Here is a 13,595-nt window from a genome sequence, read left to right as displayed (position 1 = left end):
CGACGTCACGGATGAGCACTCCCGCTGACAAGATCGCCGTGCTGGGCGCCGGTTCCTGGGGAACCGCGCTGGCCAGCCTGCTCGCACGGCACGGTCATCCGACCGTGCTGTGGGGGCGCGACGCTGCCGTGGTCGAGGCCATCGACCAGCGCCACGAGAACCCGCGCTACCTGCCGGGCATCCCGCTGCCGGACAGCCTGCGTGCCACCACCGACCTGGCGTCGGCGGTGGAAGGCGCGGCCTGGATCCTGGTGGTGACCCCGTCGCATGCCTTCGGTGAAACCGTGCGTGCGCTGGCGCCGCTGCGTCCGGCCGGTGCCGGCGTGGCCTGGGCCACCAAGGGCTTCGAACCCGGTTCGGGCCGTTTCCTGCATGAAGTGGCGCGCGAAGTGCTGGGCGAGGACGTGCCGCTGGCCGTCGTCACCGGGCCATCGTTCGCCAAGGAAGTAACCCAGGGCCTGCCCACCGCGATCACCGTGCACGGCGACGTGCCCGAGTTCGCGCAGACGGTGGCCGAGGCGATGCATGGCCCGGCGTTCCGCGCCTACACCGGCGACGACATGGTCGGTGCCGAGCTGGGCGGTGCGATGAAGAACGTGCTGGCGGTGGCCACCGGCGTGGCCGATGGCATGCAGCTGGGCCTCAACGCCCGTGCCGGCCTGATCACCCGCGGTCTCAATGAAATGCTGCGCCTGGCTGCGGCGATCGGCGCCAAGCCGGAAACGCTGATGGGCCTGGCCGGCCTGGGCGATCTGGTGCTGACCTGCACCGGCGATCTGTCGCGCAACCGTCGCCTGGGCCTGGCCCTGGGCCGTGGCCAGACGCTGCAGGATGCCGTGCGCGAAATCGGCCAGGTGGTCGAGTCGGTGCAGACCGCCGACGAAGTGATGCGACAGGCACGCCGCCATGGCATCGACCTGCCGATCTCCGACGGCGTGCGTGCCGTGCTGCACGGCGAGCAGACTCCGGAAGAAGGCCTGCGCGCACTGCTGGCGCGGGAACAGAAACCGGAATACCCGGACACGCTGTTCAAGTGAATCGAAAAACCCCGGCCACGTGCCGGGGTTTTTTATGTGCGCGAGCCATCCACGCATGGCGTGGATCTACTGCCGAACCCGCTTCTGGTAGCTGCCAACCTTGGTTGGCGCCCGACGGCGGCAATCACCGCGCCCGTGGCGGCGCGCTGGTGTTGTCCATGTCCGAGAAGATCAACCACGGCCCGTCGCCCACGCGCTTCAGCGTCAGCGTGAACTTGCCGGTGTCCCCCTCGTTGCTGCCGTAGCGATACGCACCAATGATGTAGCCCCTGTTGCCCTCCACCGAGTGAGCCAACGCCCGCAGCCGCAACGGACTGCCGCCCTGGCCGGCATACGCGGCCTCGATCGCAGTACGCCCGCGCACCGGCGGCTGGTTGCTCTGCAGTACAAGACCATCCTCGGCAAGCAGCGCAGCCAATGCCCTGGCATCAGCCGAGCGCCACGCCCGCTCGTAATCGCGTAGTACGCGCTCCAGCGGTGCGGGCAGGGCTGCGCCCGGGAGAGGCCGTGCAGGCTTCGCGTTTTCTGCATCGTGGGCAATTGCCGGCGATGCCAGCCGCAGGGCACTGCAGAAGATCTTGGCGAGTCGTGTACGGCGCATGCGTCCGGCTCCAGGCGATGACGGGACGCTACGAACGCATCCTGGCACGGTGCTGGTTAGAATCACGCGGCTGCCGATTTGCTGGATGCAGCGCAGATCAGACAAGGACAGGGAATGAAGATTCGAATCACAGGGATGGCACTGACGGTCGCATTGCTGGCCGCCTGCGGGCAGGCACCGGCACCCGATGCAGCACCAGCCGCACCAGCACCGGCCACAGAAGCACCTGCGGCCACGGCAACGGTGGGCGAGAAGGCGCCATCCATCGAAGGTGGCGTGGATCCCTCGGTGTGGGACAACGAAGGCGAACCGGAAGACCCGAGTGCCGGCGGCGAACTCACCTGCGCGGACAACCCGCTGGCGACGCATTTCTTCACCCTGGTGGGCGGCAATACCGTGGACGACTGCGGCCGCAAGGACCCGAAGGTGCTGGCCGCGTTCAACGCCCTGATGAAGAACACAGCCGCAGCCGAATCCGCTGACAGGGAGATTCCATCGCTGCGCGAACGCCTGTTGAGCGGGCCCAGCGGTCCTGGTGAGCTGCTGGTGCTGCAGGGCGAGCCGTGGTGGTTCTATACCGCCTGCCAGGCCCACGACTGCCCCGGCACCGCGTTGGCGATGCTGTATTCGCCGACGGAGGCGAAGATGGTCGGCCGTCTTACCGCGCGCTGTCGTGTGTGGTGGCTGGGCGAGCCGACGGCGGAACAACGTGCGCAGATTGAACAACGCCAGCCACTGCAGGATGCCGCGTTGAAGGAAGACAGCGCGCTCTGCGAGTGATGTGGTGCCCGCCTCATCCTTCCGGCTGCATGCGCGCGCTGGCCTGTGCGTTCATGGTCAGGCACGCCAGGATCAGCCCTTCCATCACCCGGTCGCCCACGTACTCGGCCTCCGTGCCGTTCTGACGCACGCGCTCGGCCGCCAGCAGCAGCTCCAGCGTCACGCGTTGGCCGGCCAGTGCACAGTCCGCATCGGCCAGCGCCATGCAGCGGCCCGGCATCTGGTGACGCTCTGGCCAGGGCTGGCCGTCGGCGGCCGCGCCTTTGCCGATGCGGTGAAGCGTGGCGATGAAGGCATTCGGATCGGTCGCAGCCGCGTGCTCTGGCGGCCCACCGCCAGTGGCGGATGAGCGATGCGGATGCAGGCGTGGGAAGTCCGGTGATGTCATGGCAGTGCCCCGTGCAGGACAGACGGTAGCCGCCACGCAAAGGTGGCGGGCGGAGACGTGGCTCGAAAACCGGGACAGTGCGTACAAGGCCGGCAGGCACAAGGCCTCCACGCTCCGCCCGCCATAGTCGGCAGACGAATTGCCCGCCGGCGCCACACTGGGTGACGCCGACGGGCAGGCGCATACAACGTACGCATTGCCACGGGTTTTCGAGGCCCGGCCACCTTTTTCCGGTGGCACGCCATCTGTACCGCCGTCGCTGCGAAACGCCAATCAGACGAGTTGCAAACAGCGTTCGATCAAAGACGCTTTCAGCATTCTTGCATGCTGTTAAGTCGTCGCAGACGCAGGCGCCGCAACGGCCGTAGCAGCATGGGGAATATGCGACATGGTTCGAACTTGATGACAGGGATATGGGTACCCCACCAAGCCGATGACGACAGTGCGGAGCGAAGAACGTAAATCGAACTCGCCCCACTCTGGTTGTCAGCGCTCTTGGGGTCTTTCGTACCAGGCCTGAGTACGGTTGACGATGCGCACCACGGACAGCATGACCGGCACCTCGATCAGCACGCCCACCACCGTCGCCAGCGCCGCCCCGGAATGCACGCCGAACAGTCCCACCGCAGTCGCCACCGCCAGTTCGAAGAAGTTGCTGGCACCAATAAGCGCTGACGGGCCGGCCACGCAATGTGCCACGCCCAGCCGACGGTTGAGCAGGTAGGCCAGGCCCGAGGTGAAATAGACCTGGATCAGGATCGGCACGGCAATCAGCGCGATTACCAGCGGTTGCTTCACGATCTGCTGGCCCTGGAACCCGAACAGCACCACCAGCGTCAGCAGCAGCGCGGACAGGGACAGCGGCCCCAACCTTCGAAGCGTGAGTTGCAGGCCCGCCTCGCCGCTGCGCAAAAGGATCCAGTGCCGCAGCAGTGCAGCAGCCAGCACCGGCACCACGATGTAGAGACCAACGGACAGCAACAGCGTATCCCACGGTACGGTGATCGCCGACAGGCCGAGCAGCAGTGCAACCACCGGCGCGTAGGCAACCACCATGATCGCGTCGTTCAACGCCACCTGGCTCAGGGTGAAGTTGGCATCACCGCGGCACAGGTTGCTCCACACGAACACCATGGCGGTGCAGGGTGCGGCTGCCAGCAGGATCAGCCCGGCGATGTAGCTGTCGATCTGTGCTGCGGGCAACCAGTCGGCGAAGGCATGGCGCAGGAACAGCCAGCCCAGCAGCGCCATCGAGAACGGCTTCACGGCCCAGTTGATGAACAGTGTTACCCCGATGCCCTTCCAGTGTTGCTGCAACTGGCGCATCGCGCGGAAGTCGACCTTCAGCAGCATCGGGATGATCATCAGCCAGATCAGCACCGCAACCGGCAGATTGACCTTGGCCACTTCGGCGGACGCCAGCACCGCGAAGGCACCGGGCAGGAAGTGGCCCAGCAGCGTGCCCATCGCAATGCACAGCACAACCCACAGCGTCAGGTGTCGCTCGAACAGACCCATGGCAGTGGCACCGTCACTGCGCGCCGTCGGTCGGCAACAGCTGGCCGATCCGGTCCAGCGCGTGCTGCAGCGCTTCGCGTTCGGACCACACCGATTCGGGCAGTGCGAGCAGCGCACGCAGGCGGGTTTTCACGATGGCATGGGCCAGCGCGAAGGCTGCGGCCTTGTCGGCATCGCTGCCTGCCACGGCGGCCGGATCGGGCAGGCCCCAATGGCTGCGGATGAAGTCACCGAACACCACTGGGCAAGCTTCGGCAGCGGCCGCATCACACACGGTGATGACCAGGTCCATGGGCGCTGCATCCACGAACTCGTCCCATGATTTGCTGCGCAGCCCTTCAACGAGCATTCCTTCGGCATGCAGTTGTGCCAGCGCGAACGGATTGACCTGGCCGGTGGGCTGGCTGCCCGCACTGAATGCCCTGAAGCGATCGCTGTCCCAGGCGCGCAGGGTGGCTTCAGCCAGCACGCTGCGCGCGCTGTTGCCGGTGCAGAGGAACAGGACATTGCGGGTCATGTGGCAATCGCTTCGATGGGGTGGGTCGTGTGCGGTATCAGCACTTGCTGGCGGGTTCGGCGGGGACGCACTGGTTGCTGGATGAGCCCGCGCAACAGTTGTGCGTGAGGTACTCGATCAAGCCGTTCATGGCATCGAAGTTGGCGCGGTAGCAGACGTGGCGGCCCTGGTTCTCGCTCTCCACCAGCCCGGCCTGCACCAGCTCCTTCAGATGGAAGCTGAGCGTGGCCGGCGGCACCTGCAGGGCCGTAGCGATGTCGCCCGCCATGCGCCCTGCCGGGCCGGCCTCCACCAGCAGGCGGAAGGCAGCCAGGCGGGTGGCATGACCGAGGGCGGTCAGGGCGGAGATTGCATTCGATGTTTCCATGTTTCTAGAATAATCGAATGAATGAGCCAATCACAAGCCTGGACCTGCCCAACCTGGTGGAATCGTCATTGCCCCAGCCCAATCATCACCAGCTCGCCGCGGCAGATCTGGGGCCGCCACGCATCCTCCTGCTCTACGGCTCGCTGCGGCCCCAGTCGTTCAGCCGCAAGCTGGCGCTGGAAGCCGAGCGACTGCTGCGCCATCTGGGGTGCGAAACCCGGGTGTTCGATCCGCATGCGCTGCCGATGCTGGACAGCGTGGACCCGCACCACCCTGAAGTGCAGCGACTGCGCGAATGGTCGCAGTGGTCGGAAGGCCAGGTATGGGTCAGCCCCGAGCGGCACGGCACGGTCACCGGCGTGTTCAAGAACCAGATCGACTGGTTGCCGCTGGAAGATGGCAGCGTGCGGCCCACGCAGGGCAGGACGCTGGCGGTGATGCAGGTGGGCGGCGGCTCGCAGTCGTTCAACACGGTCAACGCGTTGCGCGTGCTTGGTCGTTGGATGCGCATGCTGACCATCCCCAACCAGTCGTCGGTGGCCAAGGCCTGGCAGGAATTCGATGACGACGGCCGGATGAAGCCCTCGCCGTACTACGATCGGGTGGTGGATGTGATGGAAGAGCTGGTGAAGTTCACGCTGCTGACGCGGGGCCGGTCGGACTACCTGGTAGACCGTTACAGCGAGCGGAAGGGCGACGCGCACGCCGCGGCATTGGCGCGGGCTGCAGAGGCTACGGCTTCCTGATCCTCATTGGTGCCGATGTGAGGCACGCTCACCCAAGCAGCCTCTTCACCCTTGAAGCTGCAAGGCGGATGATCACCACATAGGCCAGCAACATGCCGGTGCCGATGCCCATTACTTCGATTTCCCAGTTGCGGCGGTAGGGAGAAGGGCCCATGAAGGCCCACGCCAGAAGCACCGCCGCAATCAGCAAGGCGCTGCGATTGGCCTTCGAAATGAGCGCATCTTCGGTCGCGTGCCCCATGTTCGGATCCCAGGAACCGAGCAGCCACCCCAATCCACGCAGGTAGTCGCGCGCCACGAAGAACAGGAAGACGAATACGCCTCCCATCGTGCTCAGCAGAAACTGGAAGAGTGGGTCCACCGGCGGCCTCATGGACGAGGCAGACATTGCCTCGCAGGATCGTCTACGGGCGCAGTATGCCAGCGTGCCGGGCCTCGGGGGCACCACGCCTCACACGCAGGCGACTCTCCATGAGCAGACTGTGCATCGCAGCCGCCCGGCGGGCGGCATGTGCCCACAACGCCCAGGGCGGACGCACAAACGCACTACTCGCCAGCGTGCTGTGCGGTCTTCTTTTGGTTGCCATCTGTGACGGCACGGCTCTGCGCGAACTCCGGGAACGTCTTCGCGATCGAATCCTTGTCCGGCAGGATGTAGAACACACCGCCCTTCTCGAACGTGGACTGCACGATCTGCTCGTAGAACGCGGGCGAGACATTGATGCAGCCGTGGGTGACGCGGTTGTCGTCCGGCGAGGGCGATGCCAACCGCTCGGCGCGCTTTTCCTTCGGGCTGCCCGGCGGTAGCGGGTGCATCGACACGGCGGAATCGTAGTCCACCCACAGCACGCGTCCGGCATCGTCGGACGGGCCGTAACCGCCAATGAAGCGGCCGGCAGGCGTGGTGCGGTCGTGGCCGGGAATCGCGCTCAGTGCGAGCTTGGCGACGCCCGGTGCGGAATGGTCGCCGATCGCCGACCCAAACAGCGCCGGTGCGGCGCCGCGCAGCTTGCCGTCACCGCCGAAGACCAGAACCTGCGCCGCCGCCTTGTCCATGACCGCAAACGGATAGCCCTGGTTGTCCTTGCTGGCGACCACCCAGCCGGCCAGCTCGATCACTGTCTCGGACACGCTCTGGTCGGGCGGAAGTTCATCAACGGCGGCGACCGATGGTGCAGGTGCGTCCTTGTCCCTGGCGTTGGCTACGCCGCTGCACGCAACGGCCAGTGCCATGGCCAGGGAGGCATGGAGGGCGCGGCGTGCAGGGGAGGGGGAAGTACGAATGGGACGGCTCCTTGCAATGCAATCGTGGGTGGAAGGATGCCAGTGGCCGGCGAAGGCCACTGGGTCCCCGATACACCCGATACAGAGGTGGATCAATTCAAAAGGTGAGGGAGCGATTACCCGCGCGGCTTGCGGCCGGCAGGTGCCCTTTCAAGCTGCTGCACGCGACCTTCGATCTGGTCCAGGCGCTGATTGGCCTGCTGTGCGGACTGGTTGGCGGACTCCGCGCTCTGCGCAGCGCCCTGCACCTTGACGTCGAGCTGATCGAGACGCGAGTTGATGGTTGCAAACTCGTTCTTGTATGACGCGCAGGCGCCAAGGCTGACGGTGGCGATGAGCGCTACAGCAAGTGCGCGGGCCGTCTTCATGTGTTGCGGGTTCAGGTTCATTGCACTCCCTCCTTCGTCTGGGGAAGCTGGAATATAGCGGCGTTTGTTCCCGCCGCTACCAAGCGCTTTCAGCTGGAATTTGAATACGTGGAAGCACTGTGAAGCCGGCCTCTGACCCAACATTAACAAGCGGGATCAGGCGAGCTGATCTACGTCGGCGGCGTGCCTTGTGCCTGTTCAAGGTCGCCAATTCATCAGTATGAAGCGGCTCTCACAGCACTTGCGTTTCCATGCCTTTGGCAGCAGTGCAGGCAGGCGTCCATCCACTCGCCTCGAACACGGTCGCGGCGGCGTCGGGCCGCACATCCAGCAGCGTGGCGATGGCCCTGGTCCTGTCTGGCGCGCGGGAAACATAGCTGCGCGCGATGCGGTAGCCGACCCAGTATCCGAGATCTCCACGTCGTGCTTCATCGCCGGGGCCGTTGTACAGCCACTTCGAAAGATCGGTGCCCCCACCGTCCTGTACGAACGCGCGCTCCAGCGCACATTCGCGGCCCTGGGCCCAGCGACGCAGATGCGCGTTGGCCGGTTGCCCCGAGATCAGTTCACCCACGTACTCGGCGCCGCCTTCAAGCAACGTCTGATAGAGCAGGGTGGGCTGCTCTACGTCCACGCGTGCACCGGGCTGTTGCACGTGCACATACTCATGCGCGATCAGATGCACGAAGCGGTCACCTACATCGGCCTGCATCCAGTCGGCGTTGCACAGTGCTTCCAGTCCGATCACCACACCATCTTCGGTGGTGACGCCGCCGCTGTTACCCCGCCCGACCAGCACGGTGACCGGAGGAAAACGTGCAGTGGGGAGCAGCGTGCCCAACCGATCGAGTGCGTCGGCAACCCGCGCGCGGATCGCCGGCAATGCCGCTGCACAGGTCCGCGCCCTGGCGAACAACGCCGGCTTGTCCTGGATGGTCCTGGCCAAACGCTCCATTGATCCGATGCGGCTGTCGGTGAAGCTGCGCAATGCCTCCGTGCCGGTGTCCAGATAGCCGCGCTGCAGGTCTTCGGCACTGGGTTTTCCTCCAGTGGCATCCAGCACGCTGAAGAAACGCGTGACATCGTCTGTCTGTACCACGATGCGTGCAGAAGGTTGGGCGCGCTCGGCCGCGTTGGCTGGCAGCTGCATCATCGGCAGGGCGACGAGGAGCAGCACCCGCACCGCGCGGCGCGCATGGGGCGGAAACAGCAGTGATGCGACGGACGCGTGCGGCATGTGGAGTTCCCTGAACGCCAGCCTTATTTATACACCAGTCAGTTCAATATTCAGGGTCGATTAGACCCCCTAACGGATAATTCACACCTGTCGACCGCCTCCTCTCTCTCCCCCTCCTGGGAGGCGGCCGACGAAACCAAAATAATTAAAGGTGTGTCCCGATGAACAAGAATTCGCTGCTCGCCCTGGGTCTCCTGGCTGCCCTGCCGTTCGCTGCATCGGCAACCGACGGCCTGTCGTACAACTACGTTGAAGGCGGCTACGTGAACACCGATGCCAAGGGCGGCGACGCCGATGGCTGGAAGGTGAAGGGTTCCGTGGCGGTGCACCCGAACTTCCACATCTTCGGCGACTACAGCGCGCAGGAGACCGACAAGTTCAAGAATGACGTCGACCAGTGGCGCATCGGTGCCGGCTACAACTACGGCATCGCACCGAACACCGACCTGGTGGCCCGCGTTGCGTACCAGAAGTTCGACATGAAGCATGGCCTGGACTTCAACGGCTACTCGACCGAAGTCGGCGTGCGCACCGCGTTCAACCCGTACGTGGAAGGCTACGTGATGGCCGGCTACGAGGACTACACCAAGAAGCACGGCATCAACCCGGACGGCGAGTTCTACGGCCGCGTCGGCGCCACCGCCAAGTTCAACCAGAACTGGGGCCTGAGTGGCGAAGTGAAGCTGGCCAAGGCCGGCGACCGCGAGTGGTTCGTGGGCCCGCGCTTCACCTGGTAACAAACGCCTGTCGTTAGTGCGTGTTGTGCTGGCGTGTGACTCTCTCTCTCTCTCCCACACGCCAACCGAAGCCCGGCCTCGCGCCGGGCTTCACTTTTATGGGCCCCGTGGCGCCACAATGCGGCATGGGCGACCCTTCCTCTCTTGCAGGCACCGGCACGACCTACCAGGAACATCTGACGCCTGCGCCGCTGCGCGGCCACTTTGGCCAGCTGTGGCAGAGCCAGCTTCCTGCCGATGCCGATGGGCACATCACCGTATTGCCCGATGGCTGCGTGGATATCCTCTGGCGCGACGGTGCGCTGTTCGTCGTCGGCCCGGACCGTGTGGCCGCGCACCCGGCGCTGGCACCCGGTGCGCAGGTGCTGGGCGCACGCTTCCGCCCCGGCCAGGCATTGGCCGCGCTGGGCCTGCCTTTGGCCGGGATCATCGGCCAGGCCGTGCCACTGGCTGATCTGAAGGGCGCGTGGGCGAACAAGGCGGCGGCCTCCATCGGCGACACCGCGCCTGCACAGCGCCTGCAGCGAATGGCGCACTGCCTGCAACAGCACATGGGTGCGGCCGCGCTCGATACGCCGGCGCAGCGCGCCCATGTCCTGTTCCAAGCGCTCGCCGCGGGTAATGCCACGCTGGATACGCTGGCGGCGCAGTTGGGCCTGAGCCCGCGCAGCCTGCGGCGTTTCAGCCAGTCGCAGTTCGGCTACGGCGCCAAGACGCTGGAGCGGATCCTGCGGCTGCAACGTTTCCTGCGCCAGAGTCGCGCGCTGCCACAGCATTCGTTGGCGATGCTGGCCGCTGATGCCGGCTATGCCGACCAGGCCCATCTCAGCCGCGAGGCGCGCGAGCTGACTGGCATGACCGCCAGCGAGCTGCGCCTGGAGTGGGGACAATGATGGCCGTTTTGTTCAAGACCGCCGTGCCGCGCTGACCGAAGCTGGGGTTCCAATCACGGAGCAACCTCATGAGCCACGAAGCTACCCACGAAGCCGAACGCCGCATCGACAACATCGAATTCAACGTCGCCGACATCGCCCGCAGCAAACGCTTCTACGGCGAGGTGTTCGGCTGGCAGTTCACCGACTATGGTCCGTCCTACACCGAGTTCGACGATGGCCGGCTGAAGGGCGGCTTCGTGTCTGACGCGCCGTTGCGTGCTCACGGAGGACCGCTGGTGATCCTGTACTGCGCGGACCTGGCCGACGCACAGCAGCGCGTGGTCGCCGCCGGTGGCGAGGTGGTGCAGGCGGTGTTCGCCTTCCCCGGCGGCCGCCGCTTCCACTTCCGCGATCTGGACGGCTACGAGCTGGCGGTCTGGAGTGATGTGGACTGAGGTCTTCGTACCTTCGCCGGTGGACGGAACGAGAACCGCTCCGTCCCCGGTCAGGCGGTTCCGCTATGATCGCCCGCACATCGCCACACGCGATGCGTCCGCCTCAAGCCAGCAGGAACCGCCGTGAACTCCCAGCCCGCACCGATCACCGCCGTCAACCACACGCTCGACAACGAGCCGCAGCAGATCACTGCGCCGCTCACCCATTCGGCGGCGTTCCTGGTGCTGAAGGTGAAGGATGACGAGGCGTCGATCGCCAAGGCGCGCGAGGTGCTGGCCAGTACCGACGATCTGATCAAGAACACCGCCATCCGCGAGATCGAGCGCACCTTCACCTGCAACGTGGCCATCGGCCATCGCGTGTGGCAGCCGCTGGTAGGCTCCACGCCGCCACGCGAGCTGAAGCCGTTCCGCGAGATCAAGGGCGCGACCCACACCGCCGTGTCCACGCCCGGTGACCTGCTGTACCACATCCGCGCACGCACCATGGACCTGATCGTGGCCTTCGAGCGCAACCTGCTGATGGCGTTCGGCGATGCGGTGGAAGCAGTCGATGACGTGGCCGGCTTCCGCTATTTCGATGGCCGCGACCTGCTCGACTTCGTCGACGGCACCGCCAATCCGGAAGGACTGTCGCTGCCCGAAGCCACGATTGTTGGTGACGAGGATCCGGACCACGCAGGTGGCAGCTACGTGGTGGTGCAGAAGTACCTGCACAACCTCGATGCCTGGCGCGCGCAGAAGACCGAGGCGCAGGAAGCGATCATCGGCCGCACCAAGCACGACAACATCGAGCTGGATGATGCGCCGGCCGATGCGCAGAAATCGCACAAGACGCTATGCACCATCGAGGACGCCGACGGCGAGCACGAGATCCTGCGCGACAACATGCCGTTCGCCAACCCGGGCCGTGGCGAGTACGGTACCTACTTCATCGGTTACACCCGCCGCCTGTGGGTGATCGAGAAGATGCTCGAGCGCATGTTCATCGGCAATCCCGCACCGCTGCATGACCGCATCCTTGATTTCTCCACCGCCACCACCGGCGTGACCTTCTTTGCACCCTCGCGCAAGGTGCTGGCCGACCTGGGCGAGTGATCAACGCACGCGTATGCATCTGGAGGACGTATGTCTGTCTTGAGAGCCCCATTCCTGGCGGCATTGTTCATGGGCATCGCCGGCTGCTCGACAGCACCTGGTCTGCTTGAACAAACGCCCGAGTCATTTGGTTCTTCGAAATCGGTACAGCAGGTCACCGTTTGCCTGTCCCAGACATGGACACAACGCAACAAGGTCGTGCGCGTGCTGCCCACCGAATCCGGGCAGCGCATTGTCATCGACAACCCTGTGAACCATGGGGTGATTGCCATTGTCGAGCTTGCCCCTGTCCCGACTGGTACGTCTGCACGCTACTGGAAGGGTGCAGGCCTCACCGGCTGGACACGTGATGATCTGAAGGCTTGTCTGGACTGATCGAAGGCAATCCCTCGCAATCGGGCAAGCTCGAAGCGCCGGGCCATCACCGGCCGCCATCCGCCTGTCATCTATGGCGCCGACCATGGCGCGCTGGATGGGAGTGCAGGAGGCAGGCGATGGTGTCAGCAAACAGGACCGGCCTACGCCGCTGGTGGCGGCGTCTGGCTGCGGTGTTCGGCGCGTTGGCACTGGGGAGTGCCAGCGTTTCCGCGCAGGAAGCCCCTGCGCACTGGATGGCCTACGCCGCCGCCGTGGGTGGCCAGCTGCAGCAGCGCCTGCAGCAGGAACAGGACCCGCAGGCGCAGCGTGTGCTGGCGTGGTTGCAGGCGCACCCTGACACACCGGCACCGCTGCCGGTGAGCGTGTGGATCGCGGCGGATGGCCGTATTTCGAAACTGGAATTCGACAGCCTGGGCGATGCCCAGGTCGACGCCGACCTGCGCGCGACGCTGCAGGCCGCGCCGTTGCAGGCGGCACCGCCGGCCGACATGCGCCAACCGCTGCGCCTGGGCCTGTTGCTGGAGCCGAAGTAGATCCACGCCATGCGTGGATGTGGTGGGTAGATGCCGACCTTGGTCGGCAGGCGCGCACCAACCCAGGTTGGCGACTACCGGTAGCCCGGCCGCGCATGGCGTGGCGCTACCGCGTTGCCACCTGCGGTTCACGCGCGGCGGCGCTCCATGCGCGCAGGCCGAACACGGCCAGGCCGAGGAAGAACACGTACAGTGCCGCGGTCACGTGCAGCGACTTGAACAGGTACGCACCCACATAGACCACGTCCACCGCGATCCACACCCACCAGCAGGCCACGTGGCGGCGTGCCTGCCACCACTGGCCGACCAGGCTCAGCGCGGTCAGCATCGCGTCCAGCCAGGGCAGCGCGGCATCGGTGAAGGTGTGCATGGCCGCACCCAGCGCCACGCCACCGCACAGGCCGAAGGCCAGGTCGCGCAGCAGCGTGCCGCGTGCCAGTGGCACGATGCGGATGCTGCCCTCATCGGCGGCGTGCTGCCGCCAGTTGAGCCAGCCGTAGACCAGGAAGCCACCGAAGGCGACCTGCAGCAGGGTGTCCGAGTACAGCTTGGCCTCGGCGAACACCAGCCCATACAGCGCCACCGACAGCAGGCCCACCGGCCACGCTGCCAGCCGGCGCCGGGCCATCAGCCAGACGCCGAGGATGCTGCACAGCGCGGCGGTCCACTCCAGCAT

19 protein-coding genes are annotated in these 13,595 nt (G+C 65.7%); 9 read left to right on the top strand and 10 right to left on the bottom strand.

Features of this window, described 5'->3' with window-relative positions; all coding sequences use genetic code 11:
- The first annotated feature begins 11 nt into the window (after positions 1 to 11).
- Entirely contained in the window at positions 12 to 1,037 is a 1,026-nt protein-coding gene (locus AC5P53_RS18490) for an NAD(P)H-dependent glycerol-3-phosphate dehydrogenase (RefSeq protein ID WP_005420929.1), read from the top strand.
- Positions 1,038 to 1,161: 124 nt separating this feature from the next.
- Here AC5P53_RS18490 and AC5P53_RS18485 read toward each other — a convergent pair whose 3' ends face one another.
- Positions 1,162 to 1,638, bottom strand: coding sequence for a DUF4440 domain-containing protein (locus AC5P53_RS18485; protein WP_049441734.1), 477 nt, complete (start codon positions 1,636 to 1,638; stop codon positions 1,162 to 1,164).
- A 114-nt stretch (positions 1,639 to 1,752) separates the two neighbouring features.
- Between AC5P53_RS18485 and AC5P53_RS18480 the strand changes: the two genes are divergently transcribed.
- Positions 1,753 to 2,418 carry an Ivy family c-type lysozyme inhibitor gene (locus tag AC5P53_RS18480; RefSeq protein WP_197574344.1) on the top strand — a complete coding sequence of 222 codons (666 nt, stop codon included), beginning with the start codon at positions 1,753 to 1,755 and terminating at the stop codon, positions 2,416 to 2,418.
- A 13-nt stretch (positions 2,419 to 2,431) separates the two neighbouring features.
- Here AC5P53_RS18480 and AC5P53_RS18475 read toward each other — a convergent pair whose 3' ends face one another.
- The 4 genes from AC5P53_RS18475 to AC5P53_RS18460 all read right to left on the bottom strand — a co-directional run bounded on the left by AC5P53_RS18475 (position 2,432) and on the right by AC5P53_RS18460 (position 5,208).
- Positions 2,432 to 2,806 carry a hypothetical protein gene (locus AC5P53_RS18475; RefSeq protein WP_049441737.1) on the bottom strand — a complete coding sequence of 125 codons (375 nt, stop codon included), beginning with the start codon at positions 2,804 to 2,806 and terminating at the stop codon, positions 2,432 to 2,434.
- 486 nt (positions 2,807 to 3,292) lie between these two features.
- Positions 3,293 to 4,324: an ACR3 family arsenite efflux transporter gene (gene arsB, locus AC5P53_RS18470; RefSeq protein ID WP_241887704.1), complete on the bottom strand. Its 1,032-nt coding sequence runs from the start codon at positions 4,322 to 4,324 to the stop codon at positions 3,293 to 3,295.
- 13 nt (positions 4,325 to 4,337) lie between these two features.
- Positions 4,338 to 4,841: an arsenate reductase ArsC gene (locus tag AC5P53_RS18465; protein WP_241887706.1), complete on the bottom strand. Its 504-nt coding sequence runs from the start codon at positions 4,839 to 4,841 to the stop codon at positions 4,338 to 4,340.
- A gap of 37 nt (positions 4,842 to 4,878) precedes the next feature.
- The gene (locus AC5P53_RS18460; RefSeq protein ID WP_241887707.1) at positions 4,879 to 5,208 is read right to left on the bottom strand and encodes an ArsR/SmtB family transcription factor; all 330 of its coding nucleotides are present in this window, start codon (positions 5,206 to 5,208) and stop codon (positions 4,879 to 4,881) included.
- Positions 5,209 to 5,225: 17 nt separating this feature from the next.
- On the opposite strand from AC5P53_RS18460, the gene arsH reads away from it, so the two are divergent.
- Positions 5,226 to 5,954 (top strand): arsenical resistance protein ArsH, encoded by a 729-nt coding sequence (gene arsH / locus AC5P53_RS18455; RefSeq protein WP_241887709.1) that lies wholly within the window; start codon positions 5,226 to 5,228, stop codon positions 5,952 to 5,954.
- Positions 5,955 to 5,982: 28 nt separating this feature from the next.
- Here the strand turns inward: arsH and AC5P53_RS18450 are convergent, their stop codons facing one another.
- The 4 genes from AC5P53_RS18450 to AC5P53_RS18435 all read right to left on the bottom strand — a co-directional run bounded on the left by AC5P53_RS18450 (position 5,983) and on the right by AC5P53_RS18435 (position 8,843).
- Complete coding sequence (locus tag AC5P53_RS18450) at positions 5,983 to 6,315, bottom strand: hypothetical protein (RefSeq protein ID WP_227864434.1); 333 nt, start codon at positions 6,313 to 6,315, stop codon at positions 5,983 to 5,985.
- 185 nt (positions 6,316 to 6,500) lie between these two features.
- On the bottom strand, positions 6,501 to 7,187 hold the full coding sequence (locus AC5P53_RS18445) for a L,D-transpeptidase (RefSeq protein ID WP_014645514.1): 687 nt from the start codon (positions 7,185 to 7,187) through the stop codon (positions 6,501 to 6,503).
- A 167-nt stretch (positions 7,188 to 7,354) separates the two neighbouring features.
- Entirely contained in the window at positions 7,355 to 7,627 is a 273-nt protein-coding gene (locus AC5P53_RS18440; protein ID WP_010487149.1) for a hypothetical protein, read from the bottom strand.
- Between the two features lie 211 nt (positions 7,628 to 7,838).
- On the bottom strand, positions 7,839 to 8,843 hold the full coding sequence (locus AC5P53_RS18435) for a DUF2268 domain-containing putative Zn-dependent protease (protein ID WP_241887711.1): 1,005 nt from the start codon (positions 8,841 to 8,843) through the stop codon (positions 7,839 to 7,841).
- Between the two features lie 161 nt (positions 8,844 to 9,004).
- Between AC5P53_RS18435 and AC5P53_RS18430 the strand changes: the two genes are divergently transcribed.
- The 6 genes from AC5P53_RS18430 to AC5P53_RS18405 all read left to right on the top strand — a co-directional run bounded on the left by AC5P53_RS18430 (position 9,005) and on the right by AC5P53_RS18405 (position 12,919).
- Positions 9,005 to 9,580, top strand: coding sequence for an OmpO family porin (locus AC5P53_RS18430; protein WP_005411880.1), 576 nt, complete (start codon positions 9,005 to 9,007; stop codon positions 9,578 to 9,580).
- A gap of 125 nt (positions 9,581 to 9,705) precedes the next feature.
- Entirely contained in the window at positions 9,706 to 10,473 is a 768-nt protein-coding gene (locus AC5P53_RS18425) for a helix-turn-helix transcriptional regulator (protein ID WP_046427864.1), read from the top strand.
- Positions 10,474 to 10,541: 68 nt separating this feature from the next.
- Positions 10,542 to 10,910, top strand: a complete 369-nt coding sequence (locus AC5P53_RS18420; RefSeq protein WP_032959386.1) for a VOC family protein — start codon at positions 10,542 to 10,544, stop codon at positions 10,908 to 10,910.
- 123 nt (positions 10,911 to 11,033) lie between these two features.
- On the top strand, positions 11,034 to 12,008 hold the full coding sequence (locus AC5P53_RS18415) for a Dyp-type peroxidase (protein WP_241887712.1): 975 nt from the start codon (positions 11,034 to 11,036) through the stop codon (positions 12,006 to 12,008).
- 69 nt (positions 12,009 to 12,077) lie between these two features.
- A complete protein-coding gene (locus tag AC5P53_RS18410; RefSeq protein WP_134808392.1) occupies positions 12,078 to 12,383 on the top strand; it encodes a hypothetical protein in 306 nt (101 codons plus the stop codon).
- Between the two features lie 119 nt (positions 12,384 to 12,502).
- Positions 12,503 to 12,919, top strand: a complete 417-nt coding sequence (locus AC5P53_RS18405; protein ID WP_241887713.1) for a hypothetical protein — start codon at positions 12,503 to 12,505, stop codon at positions 12,917 to 12,919.
- Positions 12,920 to 13,025: 106 nt separating this feature from the next.
- Here the strand turns inward: AC5P53_RS18405 and pnuC are convergent, their stop codons facing one another.
- Entirely contained in the window at positions 13,026 to 13,595 is a 570-nt protein-coding gene (gene pnuC, locus AC5P53_RS18400; RefSeq protein WP_041864011.1) for a nicotinamide riboside transporter PnuC, read from the bottom strand.

Source organism: Stenotrophomonas sp. YJH_SMC_82 (assembly GCF_059368875.1).
Note: the sequence above shows the minus strand (reverse complement) of the source record. Positions and strands in the feature narration are given on the sequence as shown.